Source organism: Caballeronia sp. ATUFL_F2_KS9A, assembly GCF_023630765.1.
GTDB classification, from domain to species: domain Bacteria; phylum Pseudomonadota; class Gammaproteobacteria; order Burkholderiales; family Burkholderiaceae; genus Caballeronia; species Caballeronia zhejiangensis.
Window position 1 is genome coordinate 1 of sequence record NZ_JALQEK010000035.1, and the last position, 18,349, is coordinate 18,349.

At 62.4% G+C, this 18,349-nt stretch carries 10 protein-coding genes; 6 read left to right on the forward strand and 4 right to left on the reverse strand.

Annotated elements, in window-relative coordinates:
• Nucleotides 1-244: hypothetical protein (locus tag NCS67_RS24185; RefSeq protein ID WP_250436947.1), on the forward strand; the 244-nt coding region annotated here is incomplete at its 5' end.
• Between the two features lie 735 nt (nucleotides 245-979).
• Here NCS67_RS24185 and NCS67_RS24190 read toward each other — a convergent pair.
• From NCS67_RS24190 to NCS67_RS24205, 4 genes are all read right to left on the reverse strand, one after another.
• The gene (locus NCS67_RS24190) at nucleotides 980-3,286 is read right to left on the reverse strand and encodes a cytochrome P450/oxidoreductase (protein ID WP_250436949.1); all 2,307 of its coding nucleotides are present in this window, start codon (nucleotides 3,284-3,286) and stop codon (nucleotides 980-982) included.
• 42 nt (nucleotides 3,287-3,328) lie between these two features.
• Nucleotides 3,329-7,060 (reverse strand): autotransporter outer membrane beta-barrel domain-containing protein, encoded by a 3,732-nt coding sequence (locus NCS67_RS24195; protein ID WP_250436951.1) that lies wholly within the window; start codon nucleotides 7,058-7,060, stop codon nucleotides 3,329-3,331.
• A gap of 157 nt (nucleotides 7,061-7,217) precedes the next feature.
• A complete protein-coding gene (locus NCS67_RS24200; RefSeq protein ID WP_250436953.1) occupies nucleotides 7,218-8,381 on the reverse strand; it encodes an alpha/beta fold hydrolase in 1,164 nt (387 codons plus the stop codon).
• Nucleotides 8,382-8,418: 37 nt separating this feature from the next.
• On the reverse strand, nucleotides 8,419-9,762 hold the full coding sequence (locus NCS67_RS24205) for an Nramp family divalent metal transporter (RefSeq protein ID WP_175982093.1): 1,344 nt from the start codon (nucleotides 9,760-9,762) through the stop codon (nucleotides 8,419-8,421).
• A 568-nt stretch (nucleotides 9,763-10,330) separates the two neighbouring features.
• On the opposite strand from NCS67_RS24205, the gene NCS67_RS24210 reads away from it, so the two are divergent.
• The 5 genes from NCS67_RS24210 to rpoD all read left to right on the forward strand — a co-directional run bounded on the left by NCS67_RS24210 (nucleotide 10,331) and on the right by rpoD (nucleotide 18,192).
• The gene (locus NCS67_RS24210) at nucleotides 10,331-11,941 is read left to right on the forward strand and encodes a site-specific integrase (RefSeq protein WP_250436955.1); all 1,611 of its coding nucleotides are present in this window, start codon (nucleotides 10,331-10,333) and stop codon (nucleotides 11,939-11,941) included.
• A 173-nt stretch (nucleotides 11,942-12,114) separates the two neighbouring features.
• Nucleotides 12,115-13,293: a ParA family protein gene (locus NCS67_RS24215; protein ID WP_008347131.1), complete on the forward strand. Its 1,179-nt coding sequence runs from the start codon at nucleotides 12,115-12,117 to the stop codon at nucleotides 13,291-13,293.
• On the forward strand, nucleotides 13,294-14,265 hold the full coding sequence (locus tag NCS67_RS24220) for a ParB/RepB/Spo0J family partition protein (protein WP_250436957.1): 972 nt from the start codon (nucleotides 13,294-13,296) through the stop codon (nucleotides 14,263-14,265).
• Nucleotides 14,266-14,582: 317 nt separating this feature from the next.
• A complete protein-coding gene (locus NCS67_RS24225; RefSeq protein WP_250436959.1) occupies nucleotides 14,583-15,905 on the forward strand; it encodes a replication protein O in 1,323 nt (440 codons plus the stop codon).
• 280 nt (nucleotides 15,906-16,185) lie between these two features.
• Entirely contained in the window at nucleotides 16,186-18,192 is a 2,007-nt protein-coding gene (gene rpoD / locus NCS67_RS24230) for an RNA polymerase sigma factor RpoD (RefSeq protein ID WP_175982090.1), read from the forward strand.
• Nucleotides 18,193-18,349: the final 157 nt, after the last annotated feature.

Consider the following 18,349-nt stretch of genomic DNA (forward strand, 5'->3'; position numbering starts at 1 on the left):
CGCGATTTTCGCGAGCGAGCCGCCGAATTTGCCTACCGCCGTACGCGCGGCCGATACGATCACTACGTCAGTCATTTTCTATCCTCGTGAAACTGCGAAAGCGTCAACGGACTTCCGTTTGCGAAGCGATGCACGCGATACGGAAACGCATCCATTACGAATGGATTCGGTGAGTTCGATTCGAACCCGGGCGATTGATGCGCAGCGTCGATTGCGGAGCGATGTCCGACCGTCCGATGCTTGAGCGAGCGACTTTCAAAGGGCGTCGCGCCGACTGCGGGATGACCTCGCCTGAAGGACGCGGTCTCTTCCGCATAGAAAATCCCGAACGGGATGCGGCAAACGTGCAGCCAATTGCGTGGTCCATTTATATGGGCCTTTAATAAAATCTCTCAGGTTCAGCACCGCCCTTCTCTTTCGCCTTGCCGCGCAAATCGCGCAGACGCAATTCCACCGCGCGAATTTCGCGCAGTCGTGCAGCAAGGTTTATCGGAAGTTATTCGGTCGTGCGTGCTTGTGCGACGCACCAAATTAGTAACAATTCTAAACGCAAAACATGCGTAAAAATTTTCATATTAGTAGGTAAAAACCCTAGATCGCGGAAAAACCGCTTATCTTTCATGTAAGAAATTCGCGAATTACTCGAACGCACGTTCAATAATCATCCTATATTACGGTGAAAATTGCGCGGTTGTATGATCACTTTGCGCGAATTCAGGTAATTCGGTAATACCTAAGCCCGGCATTGAAGCATGCGCTACATCGAAAAGGTTTGCGCCGTCTTTAACGTTATATTCGAATTAACTACTGGGTATAACCATTCGATCTTTAATCGACGTGGTTATTCGGACACATATGACGCCATGATGAAAGTGCGAGCCATTAATCGATTGCCAATTGCTGCGGCATTTTGACATCCGTCAACAAAAAGTAATTGTGCCGGACGGCAGCAAAAGCCGCCCGACGTTCGGCCAAACCTTCACAGCGCCAGAACGAGCCTTTTGCCCTTTGCGCGCGAACAGCACGTCATCATGCGATTGTTCGACTGGCGTTCGCCCCGGGTCAGCACCACGTCGCGGTGATCGATCTCGCCTTCCAGCACGCGCACCTCGCACGATCCGCACAGCCCTTCTTCGCAGTCGCTCTGAACATCGACGTTCGCGCGTCTGAGCGTCGTGAGCAGTGTCTGATCGGCCGGGACGGTCAGGACGAGGCCGGAATCCTTCAGTTCGACTTCGAACGCGCGTTCCTTTTCCGGATCGAGCGTGCCGAGCTTCGATTCGAAATGCTCGATTCGAAGCGCGTCTTCGGGCCACGACGCGCTCGCGTCGGCGAGCGCGTCGAGCATCCGCGCCGGGCCGCACGCATAAACGCGCGTGCCCTCCTCCACGGCGAGCGCGGCGAAGTCGTTGCGCACACCCTCTTCCGAGACGTACGCGCGCAGACGCTCGCCGTGCAGCGCGCGCATTTCATCGAGAAGGGCCATGGACGCGCGCGAGCGTCCGCTGTAGTGCACTTCGTAGTCGATGCCGAGCGAACGCGCGCGACGCGCCATGGAGCTGATCGGCGTAATGCCGATGCCGCCCGCGATCAGCACGAGCTTCTTGGCGGTCTCGTCGAGACGAAAGTGATTGCGCGGGCCGCGAATGCGCCAGTGCGCGCCGGGCTTCACGTTCTCGTGCACCCACGCCGAACCGCCACGGCTCTCGCTCTCGCGCAGCACGGCGATTTCGAACGCGCGGGCGTCGGCGGGATCGCCGCACAGCGAATACTGGCGCGAGATGCCGGTCTCGCCGCACACGACATCGATATGCGAGCCCGCCGTCCAGCGCGGCAGATCGCGTCCGTTCGCCGACACGAGCCGCACGCGCACGATGCGATCCGCGCATGTCTCGACCGAATCGACGATCACCGCGCGGCTCACCGCATGCGACGACGGCTCGCCGATCCGCACGACCGCGCGCGGCTCGCGCACCGATGAATCGGCGCGCTCGGGATTCATCGCCGGATCCCATTCCACATATAGATGCTCCGGCCCGCGAAACGACGTGTTCGGCACATACGTGAAGCGTTGTTCGGCGAGGCGCATGTGCGGCAGACGGCGCGTGAGCTCGTCGAGAAAAACCTGCATCTCCATGCGCGCGAGATTCTTGCCCATGCACTGATGCGCGCCATAGCCGAACGTCAGCTGATCGCTGGCGTTTTCGCGGCGGATGTCGAAAAGATCGGCGTCGGCGAACTGATGTTGATCGTGATTCGCCGACGACGTCACGATCAACAGCTTCGATCCCGCCGCGATCTCGATGCCGCCGATCGTCACGTCCTTCGTCGCGAGCCGTCGCCATGCAGCGACCGAGCCGTTATGCCGCAAGCACTCTTCGACTGCGTTGGGAATCAGGCTCGGGTCGTCGCAGATGTCGCGCCAGGCGTCGGGGTGTTGCAGCAGCAGTTTCATCGCGTTCGCGGTCGCGTTGGCCGTCGTCTCGTGCGCGGCGACGATGCCCGCCATCATCATCGAATGCAGATAAGAGTCGGTGACGACTTCGGGCAGCTCCTTCTGCTTGCGGATGCCGTATTGCATCCAGCCGGGACCGGACGGATCTTCGCGCATCTTGTCGAGCACCTTGCCCGCGTATTGCCAGAACTTGCCGACCGCGTGCGCGACTTCGACCTGTTCCTCGGGCTTCGGCCGTCCCCATGTGTTGACCGTGTGCGCAATCGAATAGCGGCGCAGCGTGTCCATGTCTTCTTCGGGCACGCCAAGAAAATGCAGCGCGACGGTGAGCGGCACTTCCCACAACATCTGATCGACGAGATCGGCGCGGCCATCGTCGATGAAGCGATCGACGTACTCGCGCGCGAGCGCACGCACCATCGGCTCGTGATGCGCGAGCGCTTCTGGCGTGAACGGATCCATCAGCGCGCGGCGGCGCGGCATGTGCGCGGGCTCGTCCTCGTTGACGAGCGTGCGGTTCAGCGCGAATCCGTAGGACGCGAGCACCGCGTTCGCTTCCGGGCCGGTCGGCGTGATTTTCTCGAGCGCGATCGACGGACTGAACGTGATGTTGTCGCGGAAAATCGCCTTGATGTCGTCGTAGCGCGTGACGACCCAATAGCCGAGCTTCGGGCTGTAGAACACCGGTTCCTGTTCGCGCGCCCATCGCACGTATTCGGGCGGGTCTTGCTGATAGCCGTCGCCGAACGGATCGAACTCGGCCGCGCCCGCGCTGATCGGGCAGCCGTTCGGTGCTTTGACGTGGAATGGGCAATGCGGCGCAGCGGTCATGCTCGTCTCCTGTTTTTTCGCGTGACCACAGTATGCAACGCGTCACCACTTCCAGCGCACGCCCAATCCTCCGCCGATGGAGTCGCGATACGAACCGCCGATGTTCGTCGAATAGACGAGGTTCGCGAAGAGACTGCCGCGCGCGCTCACTTTCGCGACGATGCCCGCGCCGAATTGCGCGGTCGTCGCGGAGACGTTCGTCGGAATGACGGTCGTGCCCGCGAACGTCGTGGTGTCCGTCGCGCCGAAGTAGCGCCACAGGTTCGCGGTCACATACGGCTCGAAGGTCGTGCGGGCCGCATCGAAATGACCGTAGAGGCGCACGCCGAGCCGGCCGATGAAGCCGCTCGCTTGGTCGAAGGACACGGACGAAATGCCGTCGTCGATGTCGTGGAGATTCGCGTGTTGCCAGATGAGTTGCGCTTGCGGTTCGATCGCGAGGCGGGCGGATAGCGGAATCGGCAGACCCGCTTCGACCGATGCGGCGAACGCGCTGCCGTGCGTCGTCGCGCCGACGCCGCGGTTCGATTGCGGATCGGCGGTGAGCGAACTGCCGAGCAGCACGGCGTCGGTGTACCAGCCGCCCGGGCCGATGTGCGTCCAGTACAGCCCCGCGCTGTACGCGTTGATCGACAGGTGGCCGACGCTCGAGTTCGGAAAGCCGAGTGCAAAACCGTCGACGTCGCCGCTCGCGCGCGCGAAGCCGAGGAAGAAGCCGTAGTGATTTCGATGACCGGCCGGCGTCGCATCGGCATGGATATCGTGGCCGACCTGCAGGCCGCCGATGCCGCCGCTGAATTCGGGATCGGCCGCGCCGCTGTTGTGCTGGGTCGCGTGGCCGCCCCAAACGCGCGACCACGCGGCGGGCAGCGCGCCGGTTTCCGTCAGCAGCGACTGCTCGCCCTGACGTTCGTGGAATGTGCCGATCTGCTGGATCGCGAGTTCGCGGACGATCGGCGACAGCTCTGCGTAGACGGGCACTTCCATCCGATAGAGCGGGATCGGCGCCGCGCCGGGCGGCGGTGGCGGCGGCAGCGGTGGTGTGCCCGCGGCGGCGGTTGGTATGGGTTCGGGCGTTGGCGCTGGCGCTGGCGTTGGCGTCGGTGTTGGACTTGGCGTGGGCGTGGGCGTCGGAGCCGGCGTCAGTGTTGGTGGGGGCGGCGGCGTCGGCGTTGGCGTTGGCGTTGGCGTCGGCGTCGGCGTTGGCGTCGGCGTCGGCGTCGGCGTTGGCGTTGGCGTTGGCGTTGGCGTTGGCGTTGGCGTTGGCGTTGGCGTTGGCGTTGGCGTTGGTGTTGGTGTTGGCGTCGGCGTTGGTGTTGGCGTCGGCGTTGGCGTTGGCGTTGGCGTTGGCGTTGGCGTTGGCGTCGGCGTTGGTGTTGGCGTCGGCGTTGGAACCGGTGCAGGCACCGGCGTCGGCGTCGGCGTTGGTGTCGGCGTTGGCGTTGGAACCGGTGCAGGCGTCGGCGTCGGCGTCGGCACAGGCACAGGCGCAGGCACATCAGGCGCGGGCGGCACGCTCGAACGCAGATACCAGTTGTCCGCCGTTCCGTCACTCACACCGCCCTTGAACAGGAAATACCTGTAAGCGCCCACCTCCAGCGGATGTGCGAGCGAAAACGCCCCCGCCGACGTCGTCGCCCCGTTCGTCGCCTGCACGACCAGAATGCCGTCGTTCACCGTCAGCCCGCCGATGCCGCCGACATTCGTCACGCCGATCGACGTCGTTCCCGCACCCGCGCCTTGTGCGATCACGAGCCGGTCGCTCGGCGCGCCGTCCGCGCCGAGCACGCTCTGCACGAGAAGCCGTCCGTCGTTGCCGGTGTAGTTGCCGTTCACCACGAACGCATCGCTCGTGCTCGAACCGCCGTTCGTCAGATCGATCGTGCCCGCGTTGTTCAGCGCGACAAGTCGCCCCGCGATCGCCGGCTGTATCGACGTGCGTCCGATGCCGCCCGCGAAAATCGTGCTCGTCGCGTCGAGATTGAGCGCGCCGGTTCCGGTCGCGGCATCGCCGAGCGTCAGACCTTTCGCGTCGAATGTGAGTTGCGTATTGTTCGACGCGTTCACCGTCTCCCAATTCGAAAAGCGCGCGAGGCCGCTTGCCTGCACGTTGTCGAACGTGAGCGAATCGGTGCCCGCACCGCCATCGAAGCTCGTGGTCGCGGCGAGCGTCGCGTCGTTCAGATTGCGGATCACCGCCGAATCGTTGCCCGCGCCGAGCGACACCGGCCCGGCGATCGTGCCGCCGCTCCAGGTCAGCGTATCGACGCCGAAAGTCGTCGTCACTCCTTGCCCGATCGAGCCGCCCGCGATCGCCAGCGAGTTCGTGCCGCTGCCGAGATCGACGCGTCCGCCGATCGTCCCGCCCGACAGCGTGAACGTGTCGTCGTTCTGCGCGGCGGTCACGTTGCCGTCGACCTGTCCGCCCGACATGTCGAACACGTTGTTCCCGACATTCAAATCCACCGTTGCGAGGCGCCCGCCAGTGATCTTCACGACGTCGCCGTTCGCGAGCGTGCCAAGCACGCGCCCGCCCGATATCGAGAACGTGTCGCGCCCGTCGCCCTGATCGATGGAATCGATCTGTCCGCCTGTCATCGTGGCGGTGTCGGCGCCGTCGCCCTGGCGAATCTGTCCGGTGACGACGCCGCCGTTCATGTCGAAAGTATCGTTGCCGGTATCGGTGCGTACGGCGACGCCCGCGCCTCCCGCAATGGTCCCGCTATTGATGATCGACACGTTGATCTTGCCGGTCGCGGCAATCGCCTCCGCGCTCGTGCCGCGAATCGCGCCGCTGTTGCCGATCGTTTCTGCGCCATTGGCAATCGTCACGCCGGTCGCGCCCTGAATCGTGCCGGCGTTGTCGATCGCGCCGCCCCGATTCGCGACGATGCCGCCCGCCTGCTGGCTGACGATGCTCGCGCCCGCCGCATTCGTGACGGACGCCGCATTCGCGAGCGACACGCCCGCCCCGCCCGCGCCACGCGCGACGATCGATCCTGTGTTGGTGATCGCGCCGGGCGTCGCATCCTGCGAAACGATGCCGGACGCGTTGTTGCCCGACACGTCGATGGTGCCGTTGTTGGTCACGACGTTCTGGCCCGGTGTACCGGCCACGAACATGCCGTTTGCGCTCGCGCCGGTCGTCGTGATGGCACCATTGTTCACGAGCGTGTCGCCGCTGGTTCGCGCCGCCATGCCATGAGAACCCGCCCCGCTCGTCGCGATCGCGCCATCGTTGACCAACGTGCCGCCGCCCGGACTGGCGAAGTCGTTCATCGCCGAAGCGCTTGCACCGCTCGTCGTGAGCGTGCCGCCTGCCTCGTTGCGCATCGTGACGGCGGCGGCGTTGTTGAACATCGCTTCCGAATTCGTGCCGACCGTGAAGATCGCGCCGCGATTGACGAGCGTGTTGCGCCCGGTCGTCGCGCTTTGCGACGTCATGGCGTCGGAACCGTCACCTGTGATTTGCAACGTGCCCTCGTTGGTCGCCGTGCTGGTGTTGCGCACGAATAGCCCGTTGCCGGCAATGTCGAGTTCGACGCCCGTCAACACATTGATCGTCACGTTGACGCTGCCCGGCACCGCGATGACCGATACGTTCGAAGGATTGGGCGAGCGTGTATCGCAAGTCGCGGTCTGATTGGACTGCGGCGCAGTCCTGTCGCACCCGGCGACAGCGGGCGCCACGCGAACGAGACAGGACACGCCGAACGCAAGCGATAACGCATGAGCGAGCGGCGTCGATCGCATCGGAAGCGAAAAGCGGCGCATGGGTTCTCCGGCTCCGCTGACGATTTCATTTTTATCAGCAGTGCTTCGCATCGTTGCGACGATGATCGGCCCGCTGATTGCTGCTTCTCGTCAACGTTTTTGCTCAGAGTAGTCCACGCATTGCGCGTCAGCAATGTCCGCTTGATCGCTTGCCGCTTCAGATGGGCTTGCCCTCGCTCGATGCCCAATTGGGCATCAACGCGTTGCTCGGCAATGTTTCGTCGATCAGCTTTTCGGCCGTTCGCCGGCCCGCGACCGGCAGCCCTTCGGGGTTCAGCACGCCGATCTGCACCAGCACGGAAGCCTGATCCCAGTAGATATGCTCGTTGTAGAGCTTGTCGCCGCGAAAGCGGATAACGGCTAGCATCGGAACCTCGAAGTATTTTCCCGTCGGCGCGAGGCCGGGCAGCAGCCAGTCGATTTCGCAACTATGCGTCGCACAGAACACGAATTCGTCGACGACGCGATCCGCGCCGATCGTGCGCGATACCGGAATCAGCTTCGTATCGGCGGGATTCGAGTGGACGAAGTGATATCGATAGAAACGCTTCAACTGATCGTGCCCAACGCCGCCTGTCATCGTCGGGACGTGGTTCACGTATGGCTCGGCGACCATCGTCGGCATGACGGCGTCGACGTCGCGCGTGGCGAATTCGAAATAGCAGTGCTGCTCCCACAAGTGATTCAGATCGAAGTGCGGACCGAGCACCTTGCGCAACATCGAAAGCGTGCGTGAGTACGCCATCAGCGCGGCGGGTTTGTCGTAGTGCGCGGAATCCGAAACGATGAAGCCCGCCGACGCGCCCGGATAAACATAGCGTTCGATGTGCGGTCTGCCCGTGAGCGCCGACTCGACTTCGCGCGCATCGTGCGCCGCGCGCTCGGCGAAGTGGAAGACCATCGGGCAGCGGATCGTCGGGATATCGGCGAGACAGGCGCTGAAATCGTCCGCGTAGTAGCAGGCGGCGCAATCGACGTCGGCCTGCGCGGCGATGCGCGTCGCGAAGCGGCCGCCGCGCCCGTACCCGATCACGCCCACTTTGCCGGCGTGCTGCGGCAACGCGCGCAGGGCATCGACGAGCGCCGCGAAATTGTCCGCGGCGATACCGCCGGGTCGCGGATCGTGCCCGGGAAGTTGCGGCGCGATCACGACGTACCCTTCTTCGGCGTACAGATCGGCGGAGCGCATGACGAATTCGTCGAGGCCGGCCGCGTCGTGCAGCAACACGATGCCCGGTCCCGAACCTTTCGCGGGCTGCGTGACGTAAGCCGGAATGATCGTGCCGTCGCGAAGCGTGATGTCGATGAAGCTGCCGCTCATATCTGCGTCTCCTTATATATAGAAGTTGTTCTTGCGCTTACGACGTCAGCGTGTCCGCTAGCAGCTTCACGTTGAGCGCGACGATCACGGCCGCGACGAGCCACGCCAGCGCGCTCGTCCAGCGCGAAATCGCGAAGACGCCCATTTTTCGCCGGTCCGATACGAAGCGCACCAGCGGAATGACGGCGAATGGCAGTTGCATCGACAAAATGACCTGGCTCAGCACGAGCAACTGGCCGGTGCCCTTTTCGCCGTAGATCGCCGTCACGACGATCACGGGAACGATGGCGATCGCGCGCGTGATGAGACGCCGCGCCCAGTTCGGTATGCGCAGGCGCAGAAAACCTTCCATCACGATCTGGCCGGCGAGCGTCGCGGTCACGGTCGAGTTCAGGCCCGACGCGAGCAATGCCACCGCGAAGAGCGTCGATGCGATGCTCAAGCCGAGGAGCGGCGAAAGCAGGCGGAACGCATCGCCGATTTCCGCGACCTCGTCATGACCGTTCGCGTGAAACACCGCGGCGGCGACGATCAGGATCGCCGCGTTGATGAAAAGCGCGAGCGTCAGCGCGATGGTGCTGTCAATCGTCGCCCAGCGAATCGCAGCGCGCCGGGCCGCGATGGACTTGCCATACGCGCGCGTCTGCACGATCGACGAATGCAGGTAAAGGTTGTGCGGCATGACCGTCGCGCCGAGGATGCCGATGGCGACATACAGCATTTCGCGATCGGCGACGATGCGCGGCGACGGGATGAAGCCGCGCAGGACTTCGGCGAACGGCGGCGCGGCAGCGGCGATCTGCAACGCGAAGCAGCTTGCAATCACGACCAGAAGCGCGATGACGAAGGCTTCCAGCAGACGGAAGCCTTTGTTGATGAGAAGCAGCAGAAGGAAGGCATCGAGCGCGGTCAGGAGCGCGCCCGCGATCAGCGGGATGCCGAAGAGCAGTTGCAGCGCGATCGCGGTGCCGATCACTTCGGCCAGATCGCACGCGACGATCGCCGCTTCGCAGGCGAGCCACAGGGCGAAGTTCACCGGCTTCGGATAATGATCGCGGCAGGCTTGCGCCAGATCGCGCCCGGTCGCGACGCCCAGTCGGACGGCGAGCGCCTGAAGCAGAATCGCCATCAGGTTCGACAACAGGATGACGGCGAGCAAGGTGTAGCCGAAGCGCGAGCCGCCAGCGATGTCGGTTGCCCAGTTGCCCGGGTCCATATAGCCGACCGAAATCATGTAGCCGGGACCCGCGAACGCGAGGAAGCGCCGAATCCATCGGCCGGTTTCGGGCACATGAACCGACGCGTACACCTCGGGGAGGCTCGGGCGGAACGCGTCGTCCTGCTCGGGCGGTTTCGAAGCGGGGCGTACAGGATCAAGCATCGGCTCGTTTCTCCTGCGGAAACCTGCTGTGGATGTTGTGAAAATATGCGCCGCGGCGAGTGAACATTCAAGCGCATCGGACGGGCGTTGGTTACAGATGCCGCAGCCCTGTGCTTCGCGTCTGATAATCGGACTTATCAGATGTAGCGATTTTTCTTGTCAAATTCGAACTCGGTTGCTAACCTCCGCCCAAATCACTGAAACGTAAGGATAAATGCCAGCCGACACAGGACGCTCCAGAGAGCGCTTCGCAGATAACTCGGGGCAGGCGAATGCGCCGAGCCGTCTCACGCGTCAACACTTCGCGCTTTATCGCGGTTATCTCGACGGCGTTTCCGAAGCACAGTTGCATGCATCGTATGGCGATTCCAGCGCCGATGTACGCTCGACTCGACGGCTGATCGAGGCGCTGCGCGACACGCTTTCCGTTCTCGCACGCCGCGCACGGGACACGGACGCGGCTCACCTGCTGCGGCTTCGTCCCGGCAGCATCCCGCTGTTCGAGCCGCCGCCCGCCGCCGTCGCCCCGCCGCTCGACGCGTTCCGCGAAAAAATCGATCCGGACGGCGTGTACGGCGAATCGGAACTGCTCGCACTTTACGAGGAGGCTTATCCGCCCGAGAGCTCGCCTGCTCTCGATCGGCGCGCGGCGCGTAACGCCCGATTGCGTCGCCGGCAGGCGGACGCGCTCGCGCGCATGGAGGCGTCGCTCGCACAGGATCCACGTCCGGATCATCCGGTCGATGGCTGGTTCGAGCCGGCCGTCGCCGCGCGATTGACTGCCGCCGGACTTTCGACGCTCGCGGATGTCATCGAACTCATCGAGCGGCGACGGCATCGGTGGTATACGGCCGTGCCACGGCTCGGTCCAAAAGGCGCGCAACGCGTGGTCGACTGGCTGCAACTCCACGCCGAGGCACTCCGCCACACGCTTTCGCCGGCCGCGCTCGTGCCTCGGCGCCAGTGGCAGCCCGGAGACGTCGTGTCGACGCAAAGCGCGGACGTCGACGCAAGCGACTCGATCGCCATTTCTCCTCTTGAAACGTTGCGGGTTCCGCTGGCGCTCGACGGATCGAAAGGGTCGAATCGGGCGCACGCGCACCCGCGATTCGATACGGACATCCGCGCGATCACCGCTTGGCTGGAGGCCCGGTCAAACAGTACGCACACGCGGCGTGCCTATCGGCGGGAGGCGGAACGCCTGCTGCTGTGGGCGTTGATCGAGAAAGGCAAGCCGATTTCGTCTCTCGATGCAGCCGATTGCGCCGAGTACGTCGGTGTTTTTCTCGCGGATCCGCAGCCGGCGGCGCGCTGGATCGCGAAGGGTCGCCCTGAGCGTTGTTTTGCCGACTGGCGCCCTTTTGCCGGCCCGCTTTCCGATCGCAGCCGCGAAACGGCCCGGTCGATATTGGGCGCCATGTGCGAGTGGCTCGTCGGCGAAGGTTATCTGGCGGCCAATCCGTTTGCCGGATTTGCGCGTGTCGCAACGCCGCCGGTATTCGATTCGGCGACGCGGTCGCTCGATCTGACGCAGTGGAAATGCGTGTTGCAATCGGTCGAACGGACCGAATACTCGTTCGCCGAGCATCGCGACAAATTGGCGCTGCTTCTCGCGTACGCCACGGGCCTGCGACGGGCCGAACTCGCATTCGCAACCACCGACGCGCTCAGCGCCGGGCGTCTTTCCGGCGTGGACGGCGTGGTCTGGCGGCTTGCCGTCGATGGCGGCCGCGGCGCGACGCGGTCGGTGCTTTTGCCGCCGATCGTCGTCGAAACGCTCATCGAAAACCTGGCGATGCGCGGACTGCCGCGCCCGTTGGATTGCGCCGAAGGCACGCCAATACTGGCTCAGGCGCGCGGCGGACAGTCATTGACGCCCGACGGCATTGGGAAAATGTTCAAGACGATTTTCTCGAACGCGGCCGCATTGATGGAATCTCATGCGCCCGGCGCTGGCAGGCACCTGACTCGCGCGAGTACGCATTGGCTGCGCCACACACATTCGACGCACGCGCTCGGACACGGCGCGGATCTGCGCGAGGTCAGCGCCGGACTCGGCCATTCCGATGTTTCGACCACCGCTCTGTATCTGGAAAACGAAGACGCGGGGCGTTTCCTTGGCATCGAGAAGTTGATTCGCGGCATCTCGTTAACGCGTAAACCTTCGGATCGGTCCTAATTTCGCGTTTACACGAGCGCCGAGCGTTGTAAAAATGTCCGCTGCGGGCAATCAAGTACTTCAGAGTTTACTTGAGGTTTACCGGTTCGCCGTTTATTCTTCGGTTTGCAGCTTGTTTTCCACAAACCGAAGAATTATTTGCTTACCCAGGCCCGCCAGTGACTGCGAATTCCATGCTAAGCGCTCGGCTTCCCGAAGTCGATCAATCCGTTTCGATCGAAACGCTCTTGGGGGTGGCCGCCCAAGCCACTGACATTCTCAATCAGATCCGCGATGCAATGTTGGAGCCGTATCCGCGCAAAAGCGCACCAACATTCACGAGCGCGCAGGTCGCGTCGCTCTGCGGCATCGACAAGCAGCGGTTCCAGTACCTGACGACCAAGGGCGAGCTGCCAGCGGGCACGTCCAAGGGCGCGGGCCGCAGCAAGGAATTCACGCTCGAAGAAGCGCTCACATGGATCCGCGCGACGAAAGAACGCCCCCGCCGGCCTGAAGGCAAGCGCGGGCGCATCGTGACCGTCGCGAACTTCAAAGGTGGCGTCGCCAAGACCACAACCGCCGTCTCGGCCGCACAGGCCCTGACGCTGCTCGGCCGCAGAGTGCTGGTCATCGACTGCGATCCGCAGGGCACGACGACACAGCTATGCGGATGGGCGCCCGACGCCGAAATCTCGGACGATCAGACCCTTCTTCCGCTGATCTACGGCGATCAGCAGACGTTGCACTATGCAGTGCAGGAAACGTACTGGCATAACTTGGATCTCATCCCGGCTTCGTCATCGCTCTTCGATGCGGAGTTCGAGATTCCCGCCAAGGTGCTGAACGACAGCACGTTCGAATTTTGGGAAATCGTCCGCAAAGGCCTCATGCCGCTGACGGAAGAGTACGACGCGGTCGTCATCGACACGCCTCCGGCGCTCAGCTATCTCACCATCAACGCGCTGCTCGCGTCGGATGCGATTCTGCTGCCCTGCCCGCCCGAGGCGCTGGATTTCGCAAGCTCGACACAGTTCTGGCATCTCTTTGCGGACATCGCCAAGAAGCTGCCGGGCGTGCTCGAGCAAAAGCGCTTCGACTTCGTGAATGTGATTCTGACTAAAGCCAAGTCGGATGACGTGTCTCGTGTTGTGCGCGGTTGGCTTCAGAAAGCATACGGCGATCGCGTCCTGCCTTTCGAGATTCCGGAGTCGACCGTACCAAAAGGTGCGTCGGCGCAATTGTCGACGGTATATGACTTGTCGAAGCCGGACGGCAGCACGGCCGCTTACAACCGATTCAAAGAGCCGCTCGACCGGCTCGCCGAGCATCTCGACGCGCAGTTCGCCCGCGCGTGGAATCAGACGGAGGATTAAATGGGCATCGGGGACAGACTCCTCGCCAAGACAGCGAACATCGGCAGTAAGCCCACAGAAGGAACGCAAGCGCGTCCAGTCAGCACGGAACCGCGTACGTCTCCCGGTCGGTTGATGGATGCGCAGCATCGCATCAATACGGCGCAGGCGCGCATCAAAGAACTTGAGTCGCAACTCGAGGAACGAGCGGCGCTCGAAGTGCCGCTCGATGCGCTCGTGGAAGTCAGCGGACGGCGTCGCAAACTCACGGCCGAGCAGTTCCAGGAGTTGAAGAGCAATCTCGCGCAACACGCGCTCGCCACGCCTATTCTGGTGCGCGCTTTGCCGGATGCTCGTTACGAGATCGTTGCGGGACATAACCGCGTCGCTGCATACCGGGAACTCGGACGATCGACGATACGCGCCAACGTTGCGTCGATCGAAGAAGGGGAAATCGAGTTCGCGGCGTTCTTCTCGAACCTGCTATCGCCATCGCTTACGGATTTCGAGAAGTATTGGAACTTCAAACGATTGCAGGAATTGAGCGGACTCTCGCGCACGGACATTTCTGAGAGCGCCGGATTGAGCAAGAGTCACGTCACGCGAATCTTCTCATTCGACGCCCTTCCAGAGGCAGCCAAAGCCGCACTCGCCGAAAAGCCAGAGCGACTCGGCAGCAATGCCGCGCAAAAGCTCGCGGCGCTAACAGAAGCCGGCAAGGCGGAAAAGGTCGTCGAAGCCGTCCGACGGTTGGTCGAAGACGAGAATTTTACGCAGGACAAGGCGATCGCCCTCGTCGCGGAAAAGCCGCGCGCAGTGACTCCAAGCGCAACAGTGGTGCGAGCGGGCCGCAGGAAGGTCTGCGAAGTGTCCACGCGAAATGGTGTGGTGGGAGTTCGTTTCTTCGAGAAGGACGCGGGCGACGCAGAGCAATGGGGACAGCGCATTGCTGACTTCATCAACAAGACACTAAGTGAATCGGAGCAAGACTGAGGCTCTACTAGAGTTTTCTTTTAAATCAATGACTTAACGAGAACCGGAAAGTCGTTGACACGGAACCTAGTAGAACCTCTTTGCAAATCAGAGACTTAGCGTAGTAGCAAACCTGAGGGTGCTATGTAACGAACAAGTTCCACAAAGACAAAAGCCTTCGGCGCCAACCGAAGGCTTTTGAATATCGGGCTTAACTGCTTATCGCCCGGTCCGCTTCCCGACGCCAATCGGGTCACGAGTACGCAACTCGAAGTTTAGCGGAACGCGATTAGCAGTCAAGCATTTGTCTTCCATTTTTCGAAATGGACGTACTTGACATGCGTATCGCGCAACTTTCCGTTGCAGGCGAGGCTCCTTCTCGCCCAAAAAACTCTGAACCGTCTTCAGCGGTAGCCGATCAAGAAGCTCTCGATGAGTACGTTTGTGATCGTTCGAATCTGCCTTGGGTCATTTTCCGGGCCGCTCATCGAGCCACGCACACGACGGCGCTACCTGCACGCGCGCGTGCCCTGCTCGCCGCCTTGGCCCGCACAGTCGACGCATCTCGTCCGTTCGCACCCATCTTCGCGCGGCGCGAACTGCTCACGGGCCGGGCCCAGCAATCCATGCGGACCTTCTATCGCAGCATGGACGACCTCGAGGGCGCCGGGTTTATCATCCGGCCGCCTCAGACCCGCTATGGCGCTGCCGGCCTGTTTGGTCGCGCATATATCCACCTGACGCAGAAGGCAGCCGCTTTGCTCGGACTCGTTGACGTAGCCGATGCGACCACTACGCAGCCCGCTCAACATCGGGAGAGCGCGTCAGACGCCCAAGCCGGCTTTTCTGACGGCCATCCGTCTGTCACCGTGGCAGACGGTGCTATATATAAGGATCTACTCCCTAATACTCAAAAGAGACAACCAGGACGACTTCCCGCCGATCTGCAACGCCTCGTGCCTCTGGGATTTCGTGAATTCCTGATCTTCAAACTGATGCGAGAAGCGAAAGCCCACGGCAAGCTTCTCTCCGATGTCGTCGAAGCAAGTTGGGCACCCTTGCAACGCGCAACGCATCCGATCAGCTACCTTCGCACCCTTCTGCGAGTCCCGGTCGACTTCGCCTATCGGGCGCGAAGCCAGCGCGAAGCCCACGTGCAGCAGCAAATCGAGCGAACGACTTCTGCGCGCACAGATGAAGTTGTAGGCGGTTTGGCCGGCCGGTCATTCGTCAGCCGTGACGGCTTGCGCCGCTACCGCGTCTCCGACGACGCCCGTTCCATCGTCATCTGCCATCGCGACGAGCCGCATCCGCGCGTCCATGCGGGCACATGGCAGAAAGATTTCGTTGCGGCCTTTGAGGCAGGTCACATCCTGCTCGACGACAAAGATCGCTTCGGCTCTCACGTCGATTTCCCGACGCCTCTAGCCGCAGTCCCGACCGACCTCCAGCGCAAATCCGAAGCCCGCCTGAGCGACATCAAAGCGCTTCTCCGCTTGAAGAGCGTGGGCGGGACCCCATCTGCGAAACCAAGGGACGTGGCGCGACCAATGCTGAAGGACAAGTCCGCTATCGCCCCTTTGAGTTCGCTTTTGCAGGCGGTGCTCCGTGCGGCGCCATCAACCAATTTTCGCGATTCACCGGGTACGAGTTCGTGCTGAACGGGCGGCCAAAACATCAGATGAATCGACGTGAGACCGCGCCCGGAAACTTTTTTGAATTAGGCTGCTGCGTCGCAGCAAAAGCTGATATACTCTAAGGTTGCGCCTGAATGGGCGATTGGAAAACGCAAACACCGCGTCTGGATGCGGTTTGCGTGCTTTGCTCGATGCGATTTTCAGCAAGCCGTCCGTGGTCGAAGCTGTCATCGAAATCATCGCGAGCCGTTACGCTCGCTCCCGGGGATCTGTCGTCGCCGAGCAAACCTGTCGAGGAGAAAGTATGGCAAGTTTTGATCGGGAAGATTCGGAGCTGGATATCGTCGCGCCGGCGCGCAAGGCACCGGGCCGGCGGGCGAACAAAGGGAAGGGCCAGGCCGGCACGATACAGCCCGATGTCGCGATGACCGCCGAACAGAATGAAGAGCGTCAGCGTCAGATGCGCGCGCTCATCCAGTTGGGCAAGGAGCGCGGCTATCTCACGCACGCCGAGATCAACGACCACCTTCCGGATAACTTCGCTGAAACGGCGGCGATGGAAACCGTCGTCAGCACGTTCCACGATATGGGTGTCGCGGTCTACGAGCAGGCGCCGGACGCCGAAACGCTGCTGCTGAGCGACAACGCCCCAAGCGTGGTGACGGACGAGCAATCGGACGAAGAAGCGGAAAACGCGCTGTCGACCGTCGATTCCGAATTCGGCCGCACGACCGACCCGGTTCGCATGTACATGCGTGAAATGGGCGCGACCGAGCTGCTCACGCGCGCCGGCGAAATCGCGATTGCGAAGCGCATCGAAGACGGGCTGCACGAGATGATTCAGGCGATCGCGGCGTGCCCGTCGACGGTCGCGACGATTCTCGCGGACGCGGCGCAAGTCGAATCGGGCGAGCTGAAGATCGACGAACTGGTCGATGGCCTGAAGGAAGAGGACACGGCAGATGAAGACATGTCGGCTTCCGATACGACCGAGTCCGCCGAAATCGATACGGATACCGACGAATCCGACAGCGACGAAGACGACGACGACGATCTCGATGGCGCTGGCGATTCCGCTGCATCGAACGAAGCGCGTCTGAAGCAACTGAAGGCCGACTGTCTGGAGATCTTCGCACGCGTGCGCGAGCTGGCGGAACAGGCGAGCAGTCCTAAGGGTTCGGGTGCCGCTGCGGCGAAGGCTGTCGAAAAGGCTCGAGCCGAAATCCAGCGCGAGCTCGGTTCGATCCGCTTCACGGCGAAGACCATCGACCGCCTGTGCGCGAACGTTCAGCAGCAGGTCGCGCAGGTGCGTGACATCGAACGTCGCGTGTTGCAGATCGCGGTGGATCGTTGCGGCATGCCGCGCGACAAGTTCGTCGAATCGTTCGTCGGTCACGAGACCGATCTCGAATGGACGGCACGTGCGTCGGCGGCTTCGAAGCAATACGGCGCGTCGCTCGAGCGCAGCCTGCCGGCGATTCAGGCAGAGCAGCAGAAGCTCATCGACATCGAAGGCGTCGTCGAGATGCCGCTGCAGCAACTGAAGAAGATCAACCGTCAGATGACGGCTGCCGAATTGAAGATGCGTCAGGCCAAGCGCGAGATGATCGAAGCGAACCTGCGTCTCGTCATCTCGATTGCGAAGAAGTACGTCAATCGCGGCATGCAGTTCCTGGATCTGATTCAGGAAGGCAACATCGGTCTGATGAAGGCGGTGGACAAGTTCGAATATCGCCGTGGCTGGAAGTTCTCGACGTATGCGACGTGGTGGGTTCGTCAGGCCGTGACGCGTTCGCTCGCCGATCAGGCGCGCACGATCCGCGTGCCGGTGCACATGATCGAAACGATCAACAAACTGAACCGCATCTCGCGCGAGATCCTGCAGCAGACGGGCCTGGAAGCGCATCCGTCGGTGCTGGCCGAGCGCATGGAAATGCCGGAAGAGAAGATCCGCGGCATTCTCAAGATCGCGAAGCAACCGGTGTCGCTGGAAACGCCGGTCGGCGAAGATGCCGATGCAACGCTTGGCGACATGATCGAAGATCAGGGCGCTGCTTCTCCGGCAGAGGCCGCCGTGCACGCGAACATGCGCGCCGCGATCGACGATGCGCTCAACGCGCTGTCGCCGCGCGAGGCGAAGGTGCTGCGCATGCGCTTTGGCATCGACACGGCTTCGGACTATACGCTTGAAGAACTGGGCAAGCAGTTCGATGTGACGCGCGAGCGCATTCGCCAGATCGAGAGCAAGGCGATGCGCAAGCTCATGCATCCAAGCCGCGCCGACAAGCTGCGTCCGTTCCTGGATCGCTGATCCTGCGGGCCGCCTGGACTGACGTTCGGGCGAACTCTGAAGCGGGGGGGGGCCCCCAATTGGGGGCCGGGGCTTTTTTTTTTTTGTTTTTAAAAAACCCGGCTCCAGGCGGTTTTTATCAAATAATAAACGCCCCCCCCCCAACCCCCGCAACGCC